The sequence below is a fragment of the Dyadobacter sp. HNCC25DJ184 genome (genome assembly GCF_056895215.1).
Map to the genome: position 1 here is coordinate 75,033 of NZ_JBXHAQ010000014.1, position 17,421 is coordinate 92,453.

The 17,421-nt window shown below is 43.0% G+C and carries 15 protein-coding genes; 10 read left to right on the plus strand and 5 right to left on the minus strand.

Annotated elements, in window-relative coordinates:
• Positions 1-2: 2 nt before the first annotated feature.
• The 4 genes from AC1XUD_RS19900 (at position 3) to AC1XUD_RS19915 (ending at position 3,607) form a co-directional block, all read left to right on the plus strand.
• Positions 3-1,136: an efflux RND transporter periplasmic adaptor subunit gene (locus AC1XUD_RS19900; RefSeq protein ID WP_483362772.1), complete on the plus strand. Its 1,134-nt coding sequence runs from the start codon at positions 3-5 to the stop codon at positions 1,134-1,136.
• Positions 1,137-1,194: 58 nt separating this feature from the next.
• Positions 1,195-2,295, plus strand: a complete 1,101-nt coding sequence (locus AC1XUD_RS19905; protein ID WP_483362773.1) for a VIT1/CCC1 transporter family protein — start codon at positions 1,195-1,197, stop codon at positions 2,293-2,295.
• Positions 2,296-2,333: 38 nt separating this feature from the next.
• Positions 2,334-2,837 (plus strand): heme-binding domain-containing protein, encoded by a 504-nt coding sequence (locus tag AC1XUD_RS19910; protein WP_483362774.1) that lies wholly within the window; start codon positions 2,334-2,336, stop codon positions 2,835-2,837.
• An 83-nt stretch (positions 2,838-2,920) separates the two neighbouring features.
• Positions 2,921-3,607 (plus strand): phosphatase PAP2 family protein, encoded by a 687-nt coding sequence (locus AC1XUD_RS19915; RefSeq protein WP_483362775.1) that lies wholly within the window; start codon positions 2,921-2,923, stop codon positions 3,605-3,607.
• Between the two features lie 254 nt (positions 3,608-3,861).
• On the opposite strand, the gene AC1XUD_RS19920 is transcribed toward AC1XUD_RS19915, so the two are convergent.
• Positions 3,862-4,206 carry an ABC transporter permease gene (locus AC1XUD_RS19920; protein WP_483362776.1) on the minus strand — a complete coding sequence of 115 codons (345 nt, stop codon included), beginning with the start codon at positions 4,204-4,206 and terminating at the stop codon, positions 3,862-3,864.
• A 255-nt stretch (positions 4,207-4,461) separates the two neighbouring features.
• Between AC1XUD_RS19920 and AC1XUD_RS19925 the strand changes: the two genes are divergently transcribed.
• Genes AC1XUD_RS19925 through AC1XUD_RS19945 form a run of 5 tightly spaced genes read left to right on the plus strand, consistent with a single transcriptional unit; the run spans position 4,462 to position 8,175 of the window.
• The gene (locus tag AC1XUD_RS19925; protein ID WP_483362777.1) at positions 4,462-4,908 is read left to right on the plus strand and encodes a hypothetical protein; all 447 of its coding nucleotides are present in this window, start codon (positions 4,462-4,464) and stop codon (positions 4,906-4,908) included.
• A gap of 39 nt (positions 4,909-4,947) precedes the next feature.
• Positions 4,948-5,556 (plus strand): RNA polymerase sigma factor, encoded by a 609-nt coding sequence (locus tag AC1XUD_RS19930; RefSeq protein WP_483362778.1) that lies wholly within the window; start codon positions 4,948-4,950, stop codon positions 5,554-5,556.
• The gene (locus tag AC1XUD_RS19935; RefSeq protein WP_483362779.1) at positions 5,553-6,002 is read left to right on the plus strand and encodes a hypothetical protein; all 450 of its coding nucleotides are present in this window, start codon (positions 5,553-5,555) and stop codon (positions 6,000-6,002) included. Before AC1XUD_RS19930 ends, AC1XUD_RS19935 begins: the two co-directional genes overlap by 4 nt.
• 52 nt (positions 6,003-6,054) lie before the next feature.
• Positions 6,055-6,477 (plus strand): hypothetical protein, encoded by a 423-nt coding sequence (locus tag AC1XUD_RS19940; protein WP_483362780.1) that lies wholly within the window; start codon positions 6,055-6,057, stop codon positions 6,475-6,477.
• A 24-nt stretch (positions 6,478-6,501) separates the two neighbouring features.
• Positions 6,502-8,175 (plus strand): S41 family peptidase, encoded by a 1,674-nt coding sequence (locus tag AC1XUD_RS19945; protein ID WP_483362781.1) that lies wholly within the window; start codon positions 6,502-6,504, stop codon positions 8,173-8,175.
• A gap of 19 nt (positions 8,176-8,194) precedes the next feature.
• Here AC1XUD_RS19945 and AC1XUD_RS19950 read toward each other — a convergent pair whose 3' ends face one another.
• The 3 genes from AC1XUD_RS19950 to AC1XUD_RS19960 all read right to left on the minus strand — a co-directional run bounded on the left by AC1XUD_RS19950 (position 8,195) and on the right by AC1XUD_RS19960 (position 13,202).
• Entirely contained in the window at positions 8,195-8,353 is a 159-nt protein-coding gene (locus tag AC1XUD_RS19950) for a hypothetical protein (protein WP_483362782.1), read from the minus strand.
• Positions 8,354-9,039: 686 nt separating this feature from the next.
• Positions 9,040-12,840 (minus strand): hybrid sensor histidine kinase/response regulator, encoded by a 3,801-nt coding sequence (locus AC1XUD_RS19955; RefSeq protein ID WP_483362783.1) that lies wholly within the window; start codon positions 12,838-12,840, stop codon positions 9,040-9,042.
• Between the two features lie 146 nt (positions 12,841-12,986).
• A complete protein-coding gene (locus AC1XUD_RS19960; RefSeq protein WP_483362784.1) occupies positions 12,987-13,202 on the minus strand; it encodes a hypothetical protein in 216 nt (71 codons plus the stop codon).
• A gap of 779 nt (positions 13,203-13,981) precedes the next feature.
• Here AC1XUD_RS19960 and AC1XUD_RS19965 point away from each other — a divergent pair.
• On the plus strand, positions 13,982-15,721 hold the full coding sequence (locus tag AC1XUD_RS19965; RefSeq protein ID WP_483362785.1) for a serine hydrolase: 1,740 nt from the start codon (positions 13,982-13,984) through the stop codon (positions 15,719-15,721).
• A gap of 233 nt (positions 15,722-15,954) precedes the next feature.
• On the opposite strand, the gene AC1XUD_RS19970 is transcribed toward AC1XUD_RS19965, so the two are convergent.
• Positions 15,955-16,944: a hypothetical protein gene (locus AC1XUD_RS19970; RefSeq protein ID WP_483362786.1), complete on the minus strand. Its 990-nt coding sequence runs from the start codon at positions 16,942-16,944 to the stop codon at positions 15,955-15,957.
• Between the last annotated feature and the right edge of the window lie 477 nt (positions 16,945-17,421).

Genomic DNA, 17,421 nt, shown 5'->3' on the forward strand with positions numbered 1-17,421 from the left:
CCATGATGAAATATCTGATATATAGCTTACTGATTTTACTTTTTCCATCCTGTACCAAAAAGGCTGAAAATGGAAACGTAACGGCTGAAAAGAGTGTTGACTCCAATGTTGCGTCACTGAATGACAAGCAGATTAAAAATGCGGATATTAAAACCGCACTGCCAGAGCAAAAACAGATTTCCTCGGTTCTGAAACTAAATGGAAAAATTGATGTTCCGCCGCAAAACATCGTGTCGATCAGCGTGCCTTTAGGTGGATACCTGAAAACCACAAAATTGTTGCCCGGAACCCGTGTCAAAAAAGGAGAAATTCTGGCTGTCATGGAAGATCAGCAGTACATCCAGTTACAGCAGGATTACCTGACCGGTAAAGCAAGGGTTGTTTTTCTGGAAAGTGACTATCTACGCCAGAAAGATCTTAACAAAAGCAAATCAAGCAGTGATAAGATCTTTCAGCAGGCTGAGTCTGATTACCAGAGCCAGCAGGTGATGATGAAATCGCTATATGAAAAACTTAAACTGGCCGGCATCAATCCCGATCATTTAACAAAGGATAATATTACCAGAAGCATCAGCATTTATTCACCCATTAGTGGTTACGTGTCCAAGGTGAATGTCAATATCGGCCGCTACGTTTCGCCTACAGAAGTGCTTTTTGAACTGATCAATCCGACTGACATCCATTTAGCCCTTAAAGTTTTTGAAAAGGATCTGGATAAAATAAAGATTGGTCAGCAGATTCTGGCTTACACTAACAACACGCCAGATAAAAAATATCAATGTGAAATTATCCTGATCAGCAAGGATCTGTCTGCTGAGAGAACCGCCGAGGTGCATTCGCACTTTGAAAGTTACGAGCCCGAACTTTTGCCCGGTATGTTTATGAATGCGGACATACAGCTCAACAGCCGCTCCGTGCTTGTGCTGCCCGACGACGCCATTGTGACGTATGAAAACAGGCAGTACATTTTTATCCCAAAAGGCAAAAGCAGCTTTGAAATGAAGCAGGTCCAAACCGGAACATCTGAGAACGGATTTACGGAAATTATTTCAAAGGAAAAACTTGACAACCAGCTCTGTGTGGTCAACGGTGCATATTCGCTTCTGATGTATTTGAAGAATAAATCGGAAGAGTAGTATTTAACTGGCAAAGGACAATCCACTTTGCACATCAATTTTAAACTGTAAACAAACCATGGTCAGTCTTAAAAACATTCAAACCGAAATTGACGCATCTTTCCTGTACGGAATTCTTGCAAAAAACGAGGAAGACGAAAATGTGGCAAGCGTTTTCAGCCAGATGAGTGAAATAGAGCATGGCCATGCACTGGCATTTATGGCTAAGAATGAGCTGCATTTGTCGCAACTACCGGGCCCGTCTGCGAGAGCGAAAATCCTGAAAACGATCGGTAAAATTTTTGGATATGACTACATATTGGGGGTGCTTCTGGATACGGAAAAGAGTATTTCGTCGTCTGTTGCCAGTGCTAGAAATAAGAACAAATCTGTAAGTTCAATTTCCGACACAGCGCATGTGGCGATATTGAAAAATATTTTGGATAACAATCCCAAGATTGCCGGATCAACGCTTACCCGGTTTGAAAAAAGACACAGGTCAGTCGGAGGCAATGCGTTACGGGCTGCGGTATTAGGCGGAAATGATGGACTTGTTTCCAATTTCAGTCTGGTGATGGGAATTGCGGGTGCTGCCATAGGGCAAAGGGAAATACTGCTGACAGGCCTCGCCGGTCTTCTGGCGGGTGCTTTATCGATGGCTCTGGGCGAGTGGATTTCTGTTAAAAGTTCTCAGGAGCTCAGTGAGAATCAGATGCAGCTGGAAATGGACGAACTCGAAACCAATCCCGCCGGTGAAGAAAAGGAAATTGCACTCATTTATCAGGCAAAAGGAATCCCGCAGCAACAAGCCCTGAAAATGGCTCGTGACATCATGGCGAGTAAGGACGATACAATGGCAATTCTGATCAAAGAAGAGCTCGGCATTAATGTGGAAGATCTGAAAGGTTCTGCGATGGAAGCCGCCGTGACTTCCTTTCTTTTGTTTTCAGTTGGCGCAATCATTCCTGTATCTCCGTACTTTTTTCTAAGCGGTATTCAGGCGATACTGGCAAGTACTGTTTTCAGTGCATTCGGACTGTTTCTGATCGGGGCAGCCATCACCTTATTTACCGGGAAAAGTGTCTGGTATTCTGGTTTCAGGCAGGTTCTTTTCGGACTTGCAGCCGCTGCTGTCACTTTTGGAATCGGAAGACTGATTGGTGTTTCCGTAGCAGGTTAAATAGCATTCACCTTTATTCACCATAAATCATCTCTCTTATGTTCAAAAAAATAGCACTCGGTTTGTTTGCCATTCTGGTGATCATACAATTTTTCAGGCCGGAGAAAAATCTTTCCGATGATCAGACGCACAACATTGCGTTGAAATACCCGGTTTCCGGTGAAGTAAAGGAAATTCTAAAGGTGGCATGCGATGATTGTCATAGTAATAAAACAGCTTATCCCTGGTATGTCAATATCCAGCCAGTCGCCTGGTTTCTGGATGATCACGTTCAGGAGGGAAAAAGAGAATTGAACTTCTCCACTTTCACAAAACTTCCGGTTGCCGTCCAGAATCATAAATTCGATGAGATCATTGAAATGGTAGATGAAAAGGAAATGCCGCTGAAATCCTATACATTTTTAGGGCTGCATCAAGAGGCAAATCTGACCGATCAGCAACGCCAGGTGATGATCAACTGGGCAAAGCAGCAAATGACGATGCTGAAAAATAAATATCCTGCGGATAGTCTGAAAATGAAAAAAAGAACGCCGAAGGCTTAAAGCTGAGTGAAGCAGATGTGATGATTACAGCCAGAATTGAGATTAAATAGGTATATAAAAATCAAATTGTTTCCTTTCCTATCATGAAAAAGGTCCAGGCTACGCTTCTTATTCTGGTTGTATTACATTTTTCAGCATTTTCGCAATCCGCAGATTCTACCCGGAAGGAGCTGCGTTTTTCATTTCGTCAGCTATATGCACCCTCTGCTCTTATACTGGCAGGCTTCATCGCTAATGGCCATTCTCGGGAGTCGATCAAAAATGAAATAGCCGAAGAGCGGAATGAACATATTCCCAGGTTTAAAACAAGGCTGGATGATTATCTTCAGTTCTCTCCTTTGGCAGTTGCCTATGGACTGGATGCAGCGGGGGTTAAATCCAAAACGGATTTTGTCAACCGTTCGGTAATTCTTATGAAGGGCGAGATCCTGGCCATTTCAACGGTTACGGTTTTGAAAAAGGCATTCCATATCCAGCGGCCGGATGGGAGTTCTTATAACTCTTTTCCCTCCGGGCACACCACACAGGCCTTTGCGGCAGCAACTTTCCTGAGCGAAGAATACAAAGGCACATATAAATGGATGCCATATGCTTCCTATACTGTAGCTTCCTCGGTAGGGATTCTCCGGGTTGCCAATAACCGACATTATATTAGTGACGTTTTGGTCGGTGCTGGAGTAGGGTTCGTGTCTATGAAGGTTGCCTACTGGACCCACCAGTATAAAGGGGGAAAAAGACTTAATCGACAGAATTTAACTGGCAATATTTAAACCTTTCTAATTGAAGTTAATAAAACACTTTATGAAAACAGCCTTCTTCATAGATTTGATTTATCTCTCTTATGTTAAAACGAAAGAAAACCGAGGGTCGAATACAAATAAAAACACCCCAATCTTGTTCAGGGTGTTTAATACTTAATTTATGTCGCAAAGTTAATCGTCAAGCCTGAGATATTAAAAAAGGGACTAGTCTGCACGTAGGCTTTCTATCGGATTTGCCGTTGCAGCATAATACACTTTCGAACCTATGATAATGGAGCAGCAAAGCGTAACGGCCAGGAATGTCCCAATATATGGCTCCGGCCCTGCATCGGGATGATATTTGAAGATGAATTGAAAAATGAACTTGCTGGTAAACAGATACCGAAAGTCGAGCCAGCCACAAATACAGCCAAAAGGATGCGCACGAACTGCTGATTTACAGATACAATGATCTGGGATAAGGAAGCCCCGAGAACTTTACGCATGCCAATTTCTTTGCTGCGCTTGTCTGTATTCAATGAAATTTGCGCAAACAAACCAGATGCTGAAAGGAGCAAGGTCACAATGGCTATAAAAAAAATGCGATCGATTTGTGCGAATATGAGCACCAGAGTCCGGTTTTGAGTATCAGGTGATGCAAAAGATGATGGGTCAAAATGGCGGTTTTAAGCTTTTGATCCCGATTATAAAGGCGTTGTTTTTGCAAATCGCAATATTGTAACACTTTCCGGTACCTCTCGGAATAAAACGGTTAGGAATAAATGCAGGGAACTTCACGATTTTGAAAAAATGCGAAAAAGACGAAACTTGCATTAAGGCAAAAGTGTGAAACTGAATTCTGTACTTTAACTTACTGAACGCGAATGAAAACTTTTTTAACAGGTCTCGGCAACTGGTTTGGAACACGGACTGCGGTCCATGTTTCGTTTTGCTGCCTTCTGCTGCTTTTCTTTTTGTACAGCCTGTCGTTACCTTTGTCTCAGAACAGGGAAGCTATGGCCATTTTTGGGTTTTCGATAGTTATTTGCAGTGTTTACGCTGGCAGGTGGCTGTGGAAACGGAGGATTTCGGGATGTAAAGGGTTTGACTTTTTCCGGATGTCTTTTTTGTCTTTTTTATTTTTATCCCTAGCCGGTCTTGCCGCATTTGTGCATTTCGTTGAACCCGACCTGCGCATCACCCATTATCCTGAATCCTTCATTAACGTTTCCTTGCTTACGCTTTTTTGTCTTTCCTTTGGCTTTTTTGTTTCCAAATTCAGGAAAAGCGGGCTGTCAAATTCTTCCGCCAAGGATAGCTTGGTTGTCTGATCTGCAACTTTTTTACAAGCCCTCTGTCTAATCCAATCGATGGACGACGATGCGAATGACAGACTTGCCGAAAAGCTTTTAGTGGCCCGTATATTACATGGCGACACTGAGGCATTCCGTTCTGTGATCGATCGCACTCAAGGATTGGTCACGCAGATTATTTTTAAAATGGTGGTTAATTCGGAAGACCGCCGTGATATTGCTCAGGACGTTTATTTAAAAGTTTTTTATAAGCTTGGCAGTTTTAAATTCCAGTCAAAGCTTTCTACCTGGATATGGCAGATCACATTTAACACATGCTCCAATTATCTGCAAAAAAGTAAACTAACCGTTGTTGACCATCCAAGTTTGCAAAATGAAGTTGAGGATTGGCAAGACGGGTTTGCCGATGGCTCGGATATTTTTGAGAGTGACCTGGAAAAGCAACTGATAAATAGTGAAAGGTCAAAAATATTGGAAAATGAGATCAATAAACTTTCACCGCTTTATAAAACCCTCATCACACTATATCACCAGGAAGAGATGAGCTACATCGAAATCGGTCGTATTGTAAGCCTTCCAGAGGGAACAGTTAAGAGTTATCTTTTTAGGGCAAGGAAAGTATTAAAGGATCAGTTATTAACTGCGTATAAAAACGGGATGTTATGAAAACAATTCATTTAACCGATATCGAAATTCAGCAGCACGTCTTTCATGAGGAGGCTGTTGGTCAGGACGCGAAAGAGCACACCCGGCATTGTGAGAGCTGTCAGATGAGAGTCCGGGAGTATACATTGCTGTTTAATGTAGTTGGACAGCAATCCAAACCGCAATTGGAATTCGATTTGTCTAAGCTGGTGATGAGCCAACTGATAAAACCTAAAACCAACCCAATTAGGCAAAGATTAATCATTGGCTGTATTTGGATGTTTTCAGTTATTGTTCTGGGGACTACTTTTTTTCTTTTTGGCAAACCATTGCTCGATCTTCTTAGCAGTGAGAGCTCAATCACGCTTTATGCGGCGACAGCTTTCGTCGCCGCTTTGACCCTCTTTCTGGTCATCGAGAATTACCGGGAATTTCAGGGGGAATTGAGGCAATTAAATTTCAACTGAATTTTGAAACAAAAAGGATTCGCGGCTGTCTAATCCGATATAAGCATAAAATATGAAAAAGATAACATTTACGATTTTTGCCGGTATAGTTCCCTGGAACTCGAATGCTCAAACAGTCAGTGAGGTTTTTGTTGATAGCGATATGCTTAAAATATGCCTTGCCATCATTTGCCTTGGGTTAGCGATGGTGTTTATCCTGGAAATGTTCAGCCGTTTTTTTGATTATCAGATCAAAAGAAAGGCGTTGGAGCTAAGGGTGCCGGAAGAACTTGCCGCCGTAATTTTAAATGACAAACCTTGGAAGGAAAGGAAATCCAGCATCAAATGGACTTTCATTTTTTCCGGGCTGGGAATTGGCTTAACACTAATCAATTATACGCTTCCCTGGGGCACTCTTTCATTTGCAATAATTGCATTCAGTTTGGCAGCTGCATTTCTAGGCTACTACCGCTATATCCATTTTTCGGAAAAATAGTACGAAATCAAATCCTATAAAATTATGAAACTAATCGGAGTTAACCCTTTTTGGGTAGGGGTAGGTATTATCTGTTTTTTTCTGTTGAGCTTGTCAATAATATGCAATGCGCAGCATAATTTGCCAATTATCAAAGCAAGCGCCACCCATGTAAAGATCAAAGACGGATATGTAATCCGCGAGGGAATCTGGAGCCTTTCTCCAGAGCAAAAGCCCGATGTCTACCAGGTTTTGAGGCCTGAAACCAAACACAATCTTACATTTTACACTGATATCGACTCGATATCCTTTCAAGTTGTTCCCGATAATAGCTATGATTTTGTTGTGCTATTGAATGGGAAGGATTCTTGTTTTACTCGCATCTCCTCTATGGGACCAGAAAGCAAAAAAGAAGGCATCAGCGACTTTGAGGCACTGATCAGCCCGGAAATGCTGGCGATGGATTTTGTCGTTTTTCGTAATTATCTTCATCGCGAGCACCCGGGGTTATACCGCTTTAAGTCAAGGGAGATGCTTGAAGCTGTACTTGATAGCTGCTTGCTTTCGATAACAGGACCACAAACCAGGCTGGAATTTGCCAAAATGGTACTGTTTGCAATCAGTGAAATTCAGGACGGGCATACGGGTTCGAATATCTCTTCCATTTTGGTTGAAAGGTATTTGGAATCGACAAAACTGTTCCCGCTATATCTGTATTTTGTTAATAATAAGGCGTTTGTTAGCTGCAATAATACCGACAGCCTCCCAGTGGGAACTGAAATTTTATCGATTGACGACAAGCCGATTTTAGAAGTCAGAAAGAAGTTATTCAACTATCTCCCTTCCGATGGAAGTATTGAAACCAAGAAAAGCCAGACCCTTAATAATAATGGAGCATTCCCGTTTTTGTATTGCTGGATTTTTGGGATTAAAGACTTTTTTTCAATAACCTATAAAAAGAGCAATGGTAAAATTGGCAAAGTCCAGATCCCAGCACGACTCGCCAGCGATTTCGAGTGCAAAATCGGGGCCTACCGCAAGAACACTCAGATGCTAAGTATGGAATATCCGTGGAAGGGTGTTGGGCTGCTTACTATTAAAACCTTTGACAGGCGCCGACTGGAAGCAGCAGAGCAGGATTTTGAGAAGTTTCTTGCCAAGAGCTTTTCAGAGTTGAACGAAAGGAGGATTCATAATCTGGTAATTGACCTGCGTGACAATGCAGGCGGTCAGGATGAGTATGGGGCACTTCTTTATTCATACCTGACAAGTAAACCATTCAGGTATTATGCGTCGATAGAGTCGACCAGCAAGGTTTTTAAAAGGGAAGAGAATCTGTTACTTGGAACATTGTCTCCGCAGGTAAATAGATTTGCAGGTAATGTATTTGTCCTGATCAATGGTCTGACTTTTTCTGTCTCTGCCGAATTTTGCGCGATCGCAAAAAGTAATGAAAGAGCGATATTCATAGGTGAAGAAACAGGCGGAGGGTATTTGGGAAATACATCAGGTCAAACAATGAAAATAGAACTGCCGAACAGCCGCGTTCAGGTTATTATTCCAGGATTAAAATATCTAAATCAAGTCGAAGCATCCTTTTATACTGATAGGGGTGTTATTCCTGATTATCAGGTAATTCCGAATGTGCTTGACTATGTTAACGGAAGAGATACGCCTTTGCGGTACACTTATAATCTTATCGACCGTTTAAAAAAATGATCAGGGTTTGAATTTTAGGCTAAACACCCAATATTTTGAGGAATTCATGCTTATGGCTGCCTCCCAATGGAACTTCAATTTTGCCTAACATGATCCGGTTAGCCTGTAAGCTCGTCACTTTTGAAAGGTTGATATCAGAGGACAAGATACTGAAGCCCATCACCCGATAAGTCAGCATATTTTAACATTGGGTCAGCAAAATTTACATCAGGAAACTCGTTGAAGTTTTTTCGACGAGCACTTTTGTCCGTTTACCAGATGGAAAAAGGTATAATTGTCATCAGCCTGGCAACAGATTATGTTTTTGAGCTCGACGATAATAATTCCGTTTACGTAGGGTAAAGCAAATTTTTCGGGAAAAGGTGAGGCTGTCTGCATCTGTTGCCGGAGCAAATCAAGTTGCTGCTGGCTGATCCCAAAGCTACGCTCTGCTTTTTGTGCCGCCAGCATCAGGTCTTTGGGATCGGTAGGTTTAAGAAGGTAGTCTAGCGCACTGAATTTAAAAGCCTTTACTGCAAACTTGTCTTACACGGCTACAAAGACGTTAGTAAAATCGATGTATTCCAGGGTATCCAGCAATTGAAATCCATTCATGTTAGGCATCTCAATAACAAGAAAGACGACCTGGGGATGATGTGTCCTGATCGCCTCAAGGCCATCTTCCGCTTTGGTACAGTCATTCCAAAGCGTTTGGTTGCATCCTCTGTAAAAATGCCAACACTAGCACAAACCGCAACAAGCGGTAAAGCGAGCGCGGATGTGTACCTGTTTCTGCCAGTTCATCCGTTTGACGACTGGTTGACCTACTCTCCAAGCGCAGGGCTGGGCGGCCTAAAGCGGAGCACGTTTTTGCCAGGGAACTTGTCATCCTTGTATTTTTTGTGACAATTCTTCCAGCATTTCCATTAGTTCTTCCAGGTTTACCGGCTTGCTGATATAATCATTCATCCCTGCGGCAAGGCATTGCTGCCGATCTTCCTGCAGAGCATTGGCCGTCATAGCAATTATGTAAGGCCTGGCAGGGTTAGTTTCCCTGATCTTTTTAGTCGCTTCAAGACCATCCATACCAGGCATCTGTACATCCATTAATATTAAGTCAAACTCTTTTTTTTGCATCGTCCTTTTCACAGCTTCCAGGCCATCGGTAACCATCTCAACCTGGTAGCCAAGCTTACCCAACACTTTCAGGATCACAATTTGATTCACTTTGTTATCCTCTGCAACCAATATCTTCAAAGGATATTTTTTGGAAAAATCCTGATACAAAATTTTACGACTACTGCTATTATCGTCCGTGACCTGGATTTCGGTTGCTCCAGAATGGGGCTGATCGCCTGGCTGGGTTTGATCCAGTGAAATCTGCTTCCTGGCAACAATCGAAAAATAGAACGTACTGCCCTCGCCTTCATTGCTGGTCACACCAATGGTTCCCCCCATAAGGTTCACCAGCTTTTGACAAATGGCGAGACCCAGGCCAGTGCCGCCGTATTGTCGGCTTGTCGAAGAGTCTACCTGTGAAAAAGCCTTAAACAGGCGATTCCTCTTGCTTTCGGAAATACCAATCCCGCTGTCCCTGACTTCAAAGTACAATCCGACCTGGTTGTCATCTGACCTGCCATCCAGGCTTACACGCAACATCACCTCGCCCTCGTTGGTAAACTTAATGGCGTTCCCTATCAAGTTGATCAAAATTTGACGAAGCCTCTGCCCGTCGCCAATCAGTTGCTCGGGCACATCGTGACTGATTTTATACAACAGATTTAGCCTCGACTCGACCATTTTTGGCATAAAAACATCCATCACATCTTCGATGCAGTTCCTGAGATTGAAAGCTCTTTCTTCCAGTTCCATATTCCCGGACTCTATTTTGGAAAAGTCCAGAATATCATTGATCACAGTGAGCAAGCTACTACCGCTAGCCTGTATAGCTCTTGTGTAATTGAGTTGTTCTTCATCCAGGTCGGTTTCCGCCAACAGCGAAGCCATACCAATTACCCCGTTCATAGGAGTCCGGATCTCATGGCTCATGACAGCCAGAAAGGAGCTTTTTGCAAGGCTGGCCAACTCTGCCTCCTTCTTCGCTTTTTTTTCTTCCTCAATCGCGATTTCCGCGACTTGTTTTGCTTTCCTTTCTTCTTCGATCGCCGCTTCGAGTTGCATGGTGCGCTGTCTGACTTTTGTTACAAGCAATTTCTTCTGCCTGCGGCTGGAATGGGTGCGGAGTTTGTAAGTAAGGATCAACAGGCCGGTAATGCCAATCAGCGAAATCAGCCTGAACCACCAGGTATGCCAGAACGGCGGGGTAATGATAATTTTTACAAAATTGCCTTTGTTATTCCATACCCCATCGTTGTTGGATGCCCTGAACCTGAAAGTGTAAGTTCCGGGGTCAAGATTTGTGTAAGTGGCCGTCCGCTTGTTTCCAACATAACTCCAATCTGGATCAAACCCTTCCAATTTGTATGCATACTGGTTTTTCTCAGGAATAGTATAACTGAGTGAGGCAAATTGAAATGTAAATACGGACTGTTTGTAAGAAAGAGTAATAGACTTCGTATCGCTGATATCGCTTTTCAGAATGGCGGATTTATCACCCACGGCAACCGTTTTATTGAAGATCTCGAAGCTGGTAAGATAAACCGGGGGAATGAAGGCATTATACCTGATACTGTCGGGAAAGAATGTGCTGAAACCATTCACGCCACCAAAAAACATCTGCCCGGCTTTGGTAACAAAGCACGAGTTGTCACGGAATTCATTGCTTTGAAGCCCGTCATTCACCCCAAAATTCCGGAAGGTTTTGCTTGCGATATTGAGCCGCGAGATTCCTTTGTTTGTACTCAGCCACAAGTTTTTCTTTGAGTCTTCCAGCATTGCAAAAACCACGTTACTGGCCAGGCCGTCTTTTTCGGTAAAGGCTTTGAATGTTTGTTTATGGGTATCAAAGTAATTAAGCCCTCCCCCCACAGTTCCTATCCACAAATTGCCGCCAGCCGCTTCCCGAATGCACTGCACCTTATTATGGGACAGGCCAGAGATATTTTTCGGGTTGCGCTGATAACGTGTAAAATGCTGATTGTCACTTTCCAGTTTGTTCAGCCCGTTATAGGTTCCTACCCAGATTACCCGATTCTTATCCTGGAAAACAGTTGTCACAATGTCCGAGCTAATACTCGTACTGTCACCGGGGTCAGTACGATAATGTTTGAATTTCTTGCTTTTGATGTTGTAATAGTTCAATCCACCGCCCCAGGTCCCGATCCATAAATTCCCGTCTATATCGGTAAAAAGGTTGTTGACATCAGCAATGGAAAGACTATTTGCATCCTTGGTATTTGGCAAATGGTGTTTCGCAATGCCTGTTTTGGTGTTAAAAAGATCGAAGCCGCCTTCGTGGTATCCCAATCCCAGTACATCGGCAGAAACCCGTACGATAGAAATCACATAGTCATTGCTGATTGAATTTGCATTTCGGGGATCGTGCCGGTAACTTTTAAAAGTGTTCTGGTCATAGTTAAATACATTCAGGCCTCCGCCATCTGTGCCAATCCATATTTTATTCTCCGAACTGTCCCCACATAATGAGAGCACTACATTATCGGTAAGGCTCCCCGGGTCCCCCTGTATGTGCCTGTAAGAAAGAAATTTTTCACCAAACTTCGGCAAGAGATCGACGCCACCGGCATAGGTTCCCACCCAAATATTTTCCGCTTCATCCTGATAGATTGTGTATACAGAATTATTGCTTAAGGAAGCATGATCGTTGGGTTTGTGTTTGTAATTCAGAAATTGCCCTTTACGCCTGTCGTAAACACTGATTCCCCCATTTTCAGTCCCTATCCAAAGTTTGCCGTCCCTGGCCTCAAGAATGGAAAGAATGTCGTTCTGCGCAATAGAATTGGGATCAGTCGGTCTATGGAAAAAGTGATGGAAAGACTTATTCTTAGGATTGTAAACAAACATGCCTTCCCCTTTCGTGCCAATCCACAAATTCCCACGATGGTCCATACTCAAAGCTCTGATTGGCGGTTTCGGAGAACAGTTGCTGCAGTTGATATCAATGCTTCTACTGGTATACCTGTCGTTGCGGATTGTGACCTGGTACAGCCCGTTTCCGGTTCCCAGCCACAGCGAACCTTCGCTATTTTCTTCAATGCGGTAGACAGGATTTTTAGTTTTGCTGTCCTGCGTGTGCCCGGGGCGTAAAAACAGTGTAAACGTCTTTTTCTGCCGATTAAACAGAAACAACCCTTGCTGCGTAGCCAGCCAGATCCTGTTTTTGCTATCCTCAAAAATGTCGTTGATATCCAGAGTTATGTAGTGAACAAAACTGTTTTTGTTTCTGTCAAATCTGTCCAGCCCATTGGAAGTCGCAACCCACAAATTGCCCTGCTTATCTTCTAGCAAATCCTGGATATAACTATCCGAAATACTGTTTTTATCATAAGCGTCATGTTTGTAATGTGTAAAAACGTAACCGTCATATTTATTTAATCCATCTTCAGTTCCAAACCACATGAAACCCTTTTTGTCTTTCAGTATTGCCGAGACGTGGCTTTGTGCGAGTCCTTCATTTGTGGTAAGGTGGGTGAATTTTACACTCTGGGCATGAACAACTATATTTAGTACCCAACAAATAAACGCGATAACTACTGCCTGTTTCATTTGATTTGGATATGGGCGTCTGATCTGGCGTACAAAATATGCATTGATCCAATAAATTGTTCCCTTTTTGCAAATGAAGTTCGTTATAATAATTCACACAATATATAAAAATTAATTCTACAAGAGGATTTCCATTAAATATGTGTTTAATCAAGCTGCTCGGCAAATATTTTGAAAGGAATATCAAACTCCACTAGCGATGGCAGCTGTTCGTTTTCCGGAGTACCAACATCAAAATACATTTCTTCAAACTCGCTTTCAGCGGCTGATTGCGAATAGTTGATCAAGTTGTCGCGTACCAGCAGTCCTTTTTCATCCATCAGACTTACTATATCAAACTGATCTGGATCTACAAAAGTCATCGGACGTCTAGCAGTATGTGTTGAAGCATCCAGATCAACGAAAAGGCATTCTGATCTTATATTGTGTTTAAGGGCAAAATAGATATATCAAAAGAAATTTACCGACACCTCCCTTTGCTTGGATTATGAAATGTTTAGGGTTTGAAATGTTAATAATAATTCGTCTTTTTTTCAATCCAGATTGACGGCAAAATCAAAATCTGGTGAGTACAGATTTTTAAAAGCATTTAAAGTATTGAAAATAAGCGTTTTGTGAATTAGATTCAGTTCGGTCCAGACCGCCAGATAACAAATCAAAATTAGTTAAAAGCTTGAAAATCATAGGTTTGCAAGCTTTTTTGTTTTTCTCCCGCCGCTCAAATTATTCAAATTCTCTCAATCCTTAGGGGATAAATTAATCAGCAGGTTGTTCGGTAAATGAACATCTTGACCGAAGCCAGATTGAAATGTAGATTTGATAACCAAAAATAAGATTGAGTGTATGGAAACGAGACTAAGTATTCTGTTTTATGGCAAGAAAGCAAAGATTTTTACGGTTCATTAACCTTCTTTTACCGATCCTTAACACACGCCAGGATAACAACTTTTAGCTTTGCGGCCACCGCAGTGGGGGCCACCGCTGTGGTTGAAATCCCTGAAAGCAAAAAAGGAAATGAAAGAACTGTATTCGTATATACTGCTCTAATTTCGCTACGCGATACCTTTTGGACTGCCGATGCTTTCTGTGACAATTTTTTAATTGATATTTGAGATAAATGACCATTTCGACCAAAACATCCATGAAAAAGCAACGCCTCATTTTGATTATTTCCTTTTTATTAGTTGTATTTCACGTCAACGCGGATGATCTGGACGATTTCATCCGGAGCCAAATGCAGAAGCGGGGTATCCCCGGTTTGTCCCTCGCTATCATTCAGGACGGAAAAATCTTGAAGGCGCAGGCGTATGGATTTATTGATAAGGAAGGAAAGATACCTGTCACGACGAGCACTTTATTTCAGGCAGGCTCGGTCAGTAAATCGGTTGCGGCTATGGGCGCTCTGTATCTTGTTGAACATAATAAACTTTTTCTGGATGAAGACGTTAATGTAAAACTTAAAAGTTGGAAAGTTCCTGATAATGAATTTACAAATGACAAAAAGGTTACACTGCGCGGGATACTAAGTCATACCACCGGCCTTACAGTGCACGGATTCCCGGGATACGCTGTAGGGGTGACGATCCCTTCGGTAGTTCAGATTCTGGATGGAACAACTCCGGCCAGTACGCCTCCGGTTCGCGTTGACTTTGTTCCGGGCTCCCGTTGGAGGTATTCGGGTGGTGGCTACACCGTCATGCAACAACTGATAGGGGATGTGACTGGTGCTGTTTTTCCTGGCTTTATGAAAAATAATGTTCTTTCGCCACTTGGTATGAAAAACAGTACCTACCAACAACCTTTACCTCCAGAACTGGCAAAATTGACGGCATCCGGTCACTACAACAATCGAAGTGTAGTAGAAGGTCGCTGGCACGTTTATCCTGAGATGGCAGCAGCAGGATTGTGGACTACACCGTCCGATCTGGCTTTATTCGCGATTGGTATTCAGAGTGCTTATGCTGGAAAACCAGGACATGTATTATCTCAGTCCATGACCCGCCAGATGTTGACAGAACAGAAAAACAGGGATGGTCTTGGTGTTTTTTTGCAGGGTGACAGTACTACGCTCCGCTTCGGTCACAGTGGGCGCGACGAGGGGTTTGATGCGTTGCTTACCGCTAGCGTGGGCAAAGGACAAGGCATTGTGATCATGATCAATGCGAACGACAACTCGCATATGATGAACAGGATTGTTGATTTTATCGCTGGCTATTACCACTGGGATGGATTTCCTGTAAAGACCAAACCGGCCGCAGTAGCTGTGGATTCCCAAACTTTAACGGCCTTCGAAGGTCGGTATGAATTATTTAATAATCGAATTGTCACTTTTGAAGCAGAGAATCAGCGACTTTTTACCATAGAAGATGGTTTTGTTGATGAAGAATTTCTGCCCGTCGCAAATAATACGTTTACATCGACTGACCGTAATGTTTCTGTGACATTCATTCCCGACGCCAATGGAAATGTAACCGGCTTCACGCTTAAAGATAAAGAACAAGGCTATGAGCGAACAGTGCCACGTATCGGGCCGCTTACGGATCCCCATAAAATCAATGCCGATCCTGATCCGTCGCGCACACCCAAAATCATGGCGGCTTTGCAGGCTATGGTAAAAGGTGGTAAAATACTGGAAGAGGCATCAGGCCTCACTTTGGGAGCCAAACGCGATTTTGCAGGAGGAATGCGAGAGCCGGAAACTTTGAAATCATTAACTTTTATTCATTCAGAAAACGTCGCTGGCCGGGGAATTCAACGCCATGAAAGCGACGTAAGCGAAATCGTAACTTACCAATTGAAGTCCAATCAGCCGGACACCTATATACTCGTCCATCTGACCTCCGACGGCTTGGTTACGGATTGCGATCTTGTGGAAAAATAATAGCTGTTTGAAGCGAATTATACAGGCACTTCGTTGGCGGGAATAATTTTTTCCCGCTGCTGCTCTACCGTTTATGCATTGCAATATTCACTGCTGGGCGTGCCGCTCGTTAAATTTGCACTTAAAAACCGAGGTATTAGGGGAGGCACGGAGCGGAATAGCCAATCCTTTCGCCTTTCCAACAGGACTTTGTGGCAATCGTTTGGAATATTCCTGCTGCATCCGTGTAATGACTATCGTTTTTTTACAAATATTGAACTGGCAAGTTGCCCATTACCCTCATTGGGCAATATAACCGGTACTCCATTTTTCCAATACGTAGGACTCTTAATAGAGTTATATAGACCTTCACCTGCCACATATACGTCATTGTTAAACACAAAAACACTGGAGACCAGAATGGCCCCGGGAAGGCTTTGGGGTATGCCGTTTTTCCAGAGTTTTGCAGCTCTGGTGTTGTCGTAATACTGCAAATTTCCAACGCAGTATACATCTTTACCTGAAACGGCTATATCAACTGCTTCTGAAACGAATTCTGAGCCATTTGTGAGGAAAGTGCCGACCCCATTTTTCCAATATTTGGCTCTTCTAACGATGTTGCCGCTTTCACTTCCAGCAACATATACGTCATTGCCTGATACAGCAACTGAGGTTGCGAAGGAAGTGTTCAGAGGGTCGCCCAGGGTTACAACTGTCCCGTTTTTCCAATAAACGGCGGTTTCATTTTGGAAGTTAAGTGAACCTGCTACGTATACATCTTTGCCAGCAACAAAAATTCCTCGTGCGCGGGAATCTCTAACGTTAGCTTCATTCAATGGTACTGCTACGCCATTTTTCCAATAAGCAGCCTGCATTTTTGATTGCACGCTATTAAGGCCATCTCCAGTGATATATACATCTCCCTCTGAAACTACAACATCATATAATAGCTTCGCAGGTATCCCATTTTCAACATTTGATACAACGCCGTTCTTCCAATATTGCCCAGTAAAAGGGGAATATATGACATTGCCACTCGCTGACGCGTCCCCCACAACGTATATGTCGTTGTCCGATACAAAAATTCCCCTGGTATTTGCAAAATTATTAGGGGTGGCCAGATTTACAATCTCACCATTTTTCCAGTATTGGCCATATGTTTTATATGTGTTTGAAAAAGTGACATAGACATCTGCAGGTATATCAGGGTTTACGTCCAGGTTAGGCTTCTTTTTGCAAGACAAACAGAGCAGGCAAAGAGAAAAAAATAGAAAACTATATGCGTTTTTCACAAGAGGTATGAAGTTCTACAAAGATTTTTTGAGGTCCAAAGGTAAACGCATCTTCACAATTAGCAAAGTAACCACCTGACTGCTTATAGCCGGCTTTCCGATTTGTCGGGACACTTTCATCATTTGTCGAAAGGTAATTGATAAGTTATGATCACGTACATTTTCCCAGGCGTATCTCCAATGCCTTCCACGGGTACGGCGGGGCTCTGAGCATCGAAGGGCTGAATACCAGAAGCGTCCGCACGGCCGCCAGGATAAACAGTTTTTCTGAATGACTCCTAAGGCCTGTACAGTATTAACGGCAAGATTTGCCCAGGCGTTAGTGAAATTGCACCGGACAGGATGACCGACTGGTCCGGATCAGTGTAGTGGGCCGGCCCATCACCTAGGTTCGTTTATCTACACAAAACTTCTATTTGTATGCGGTTT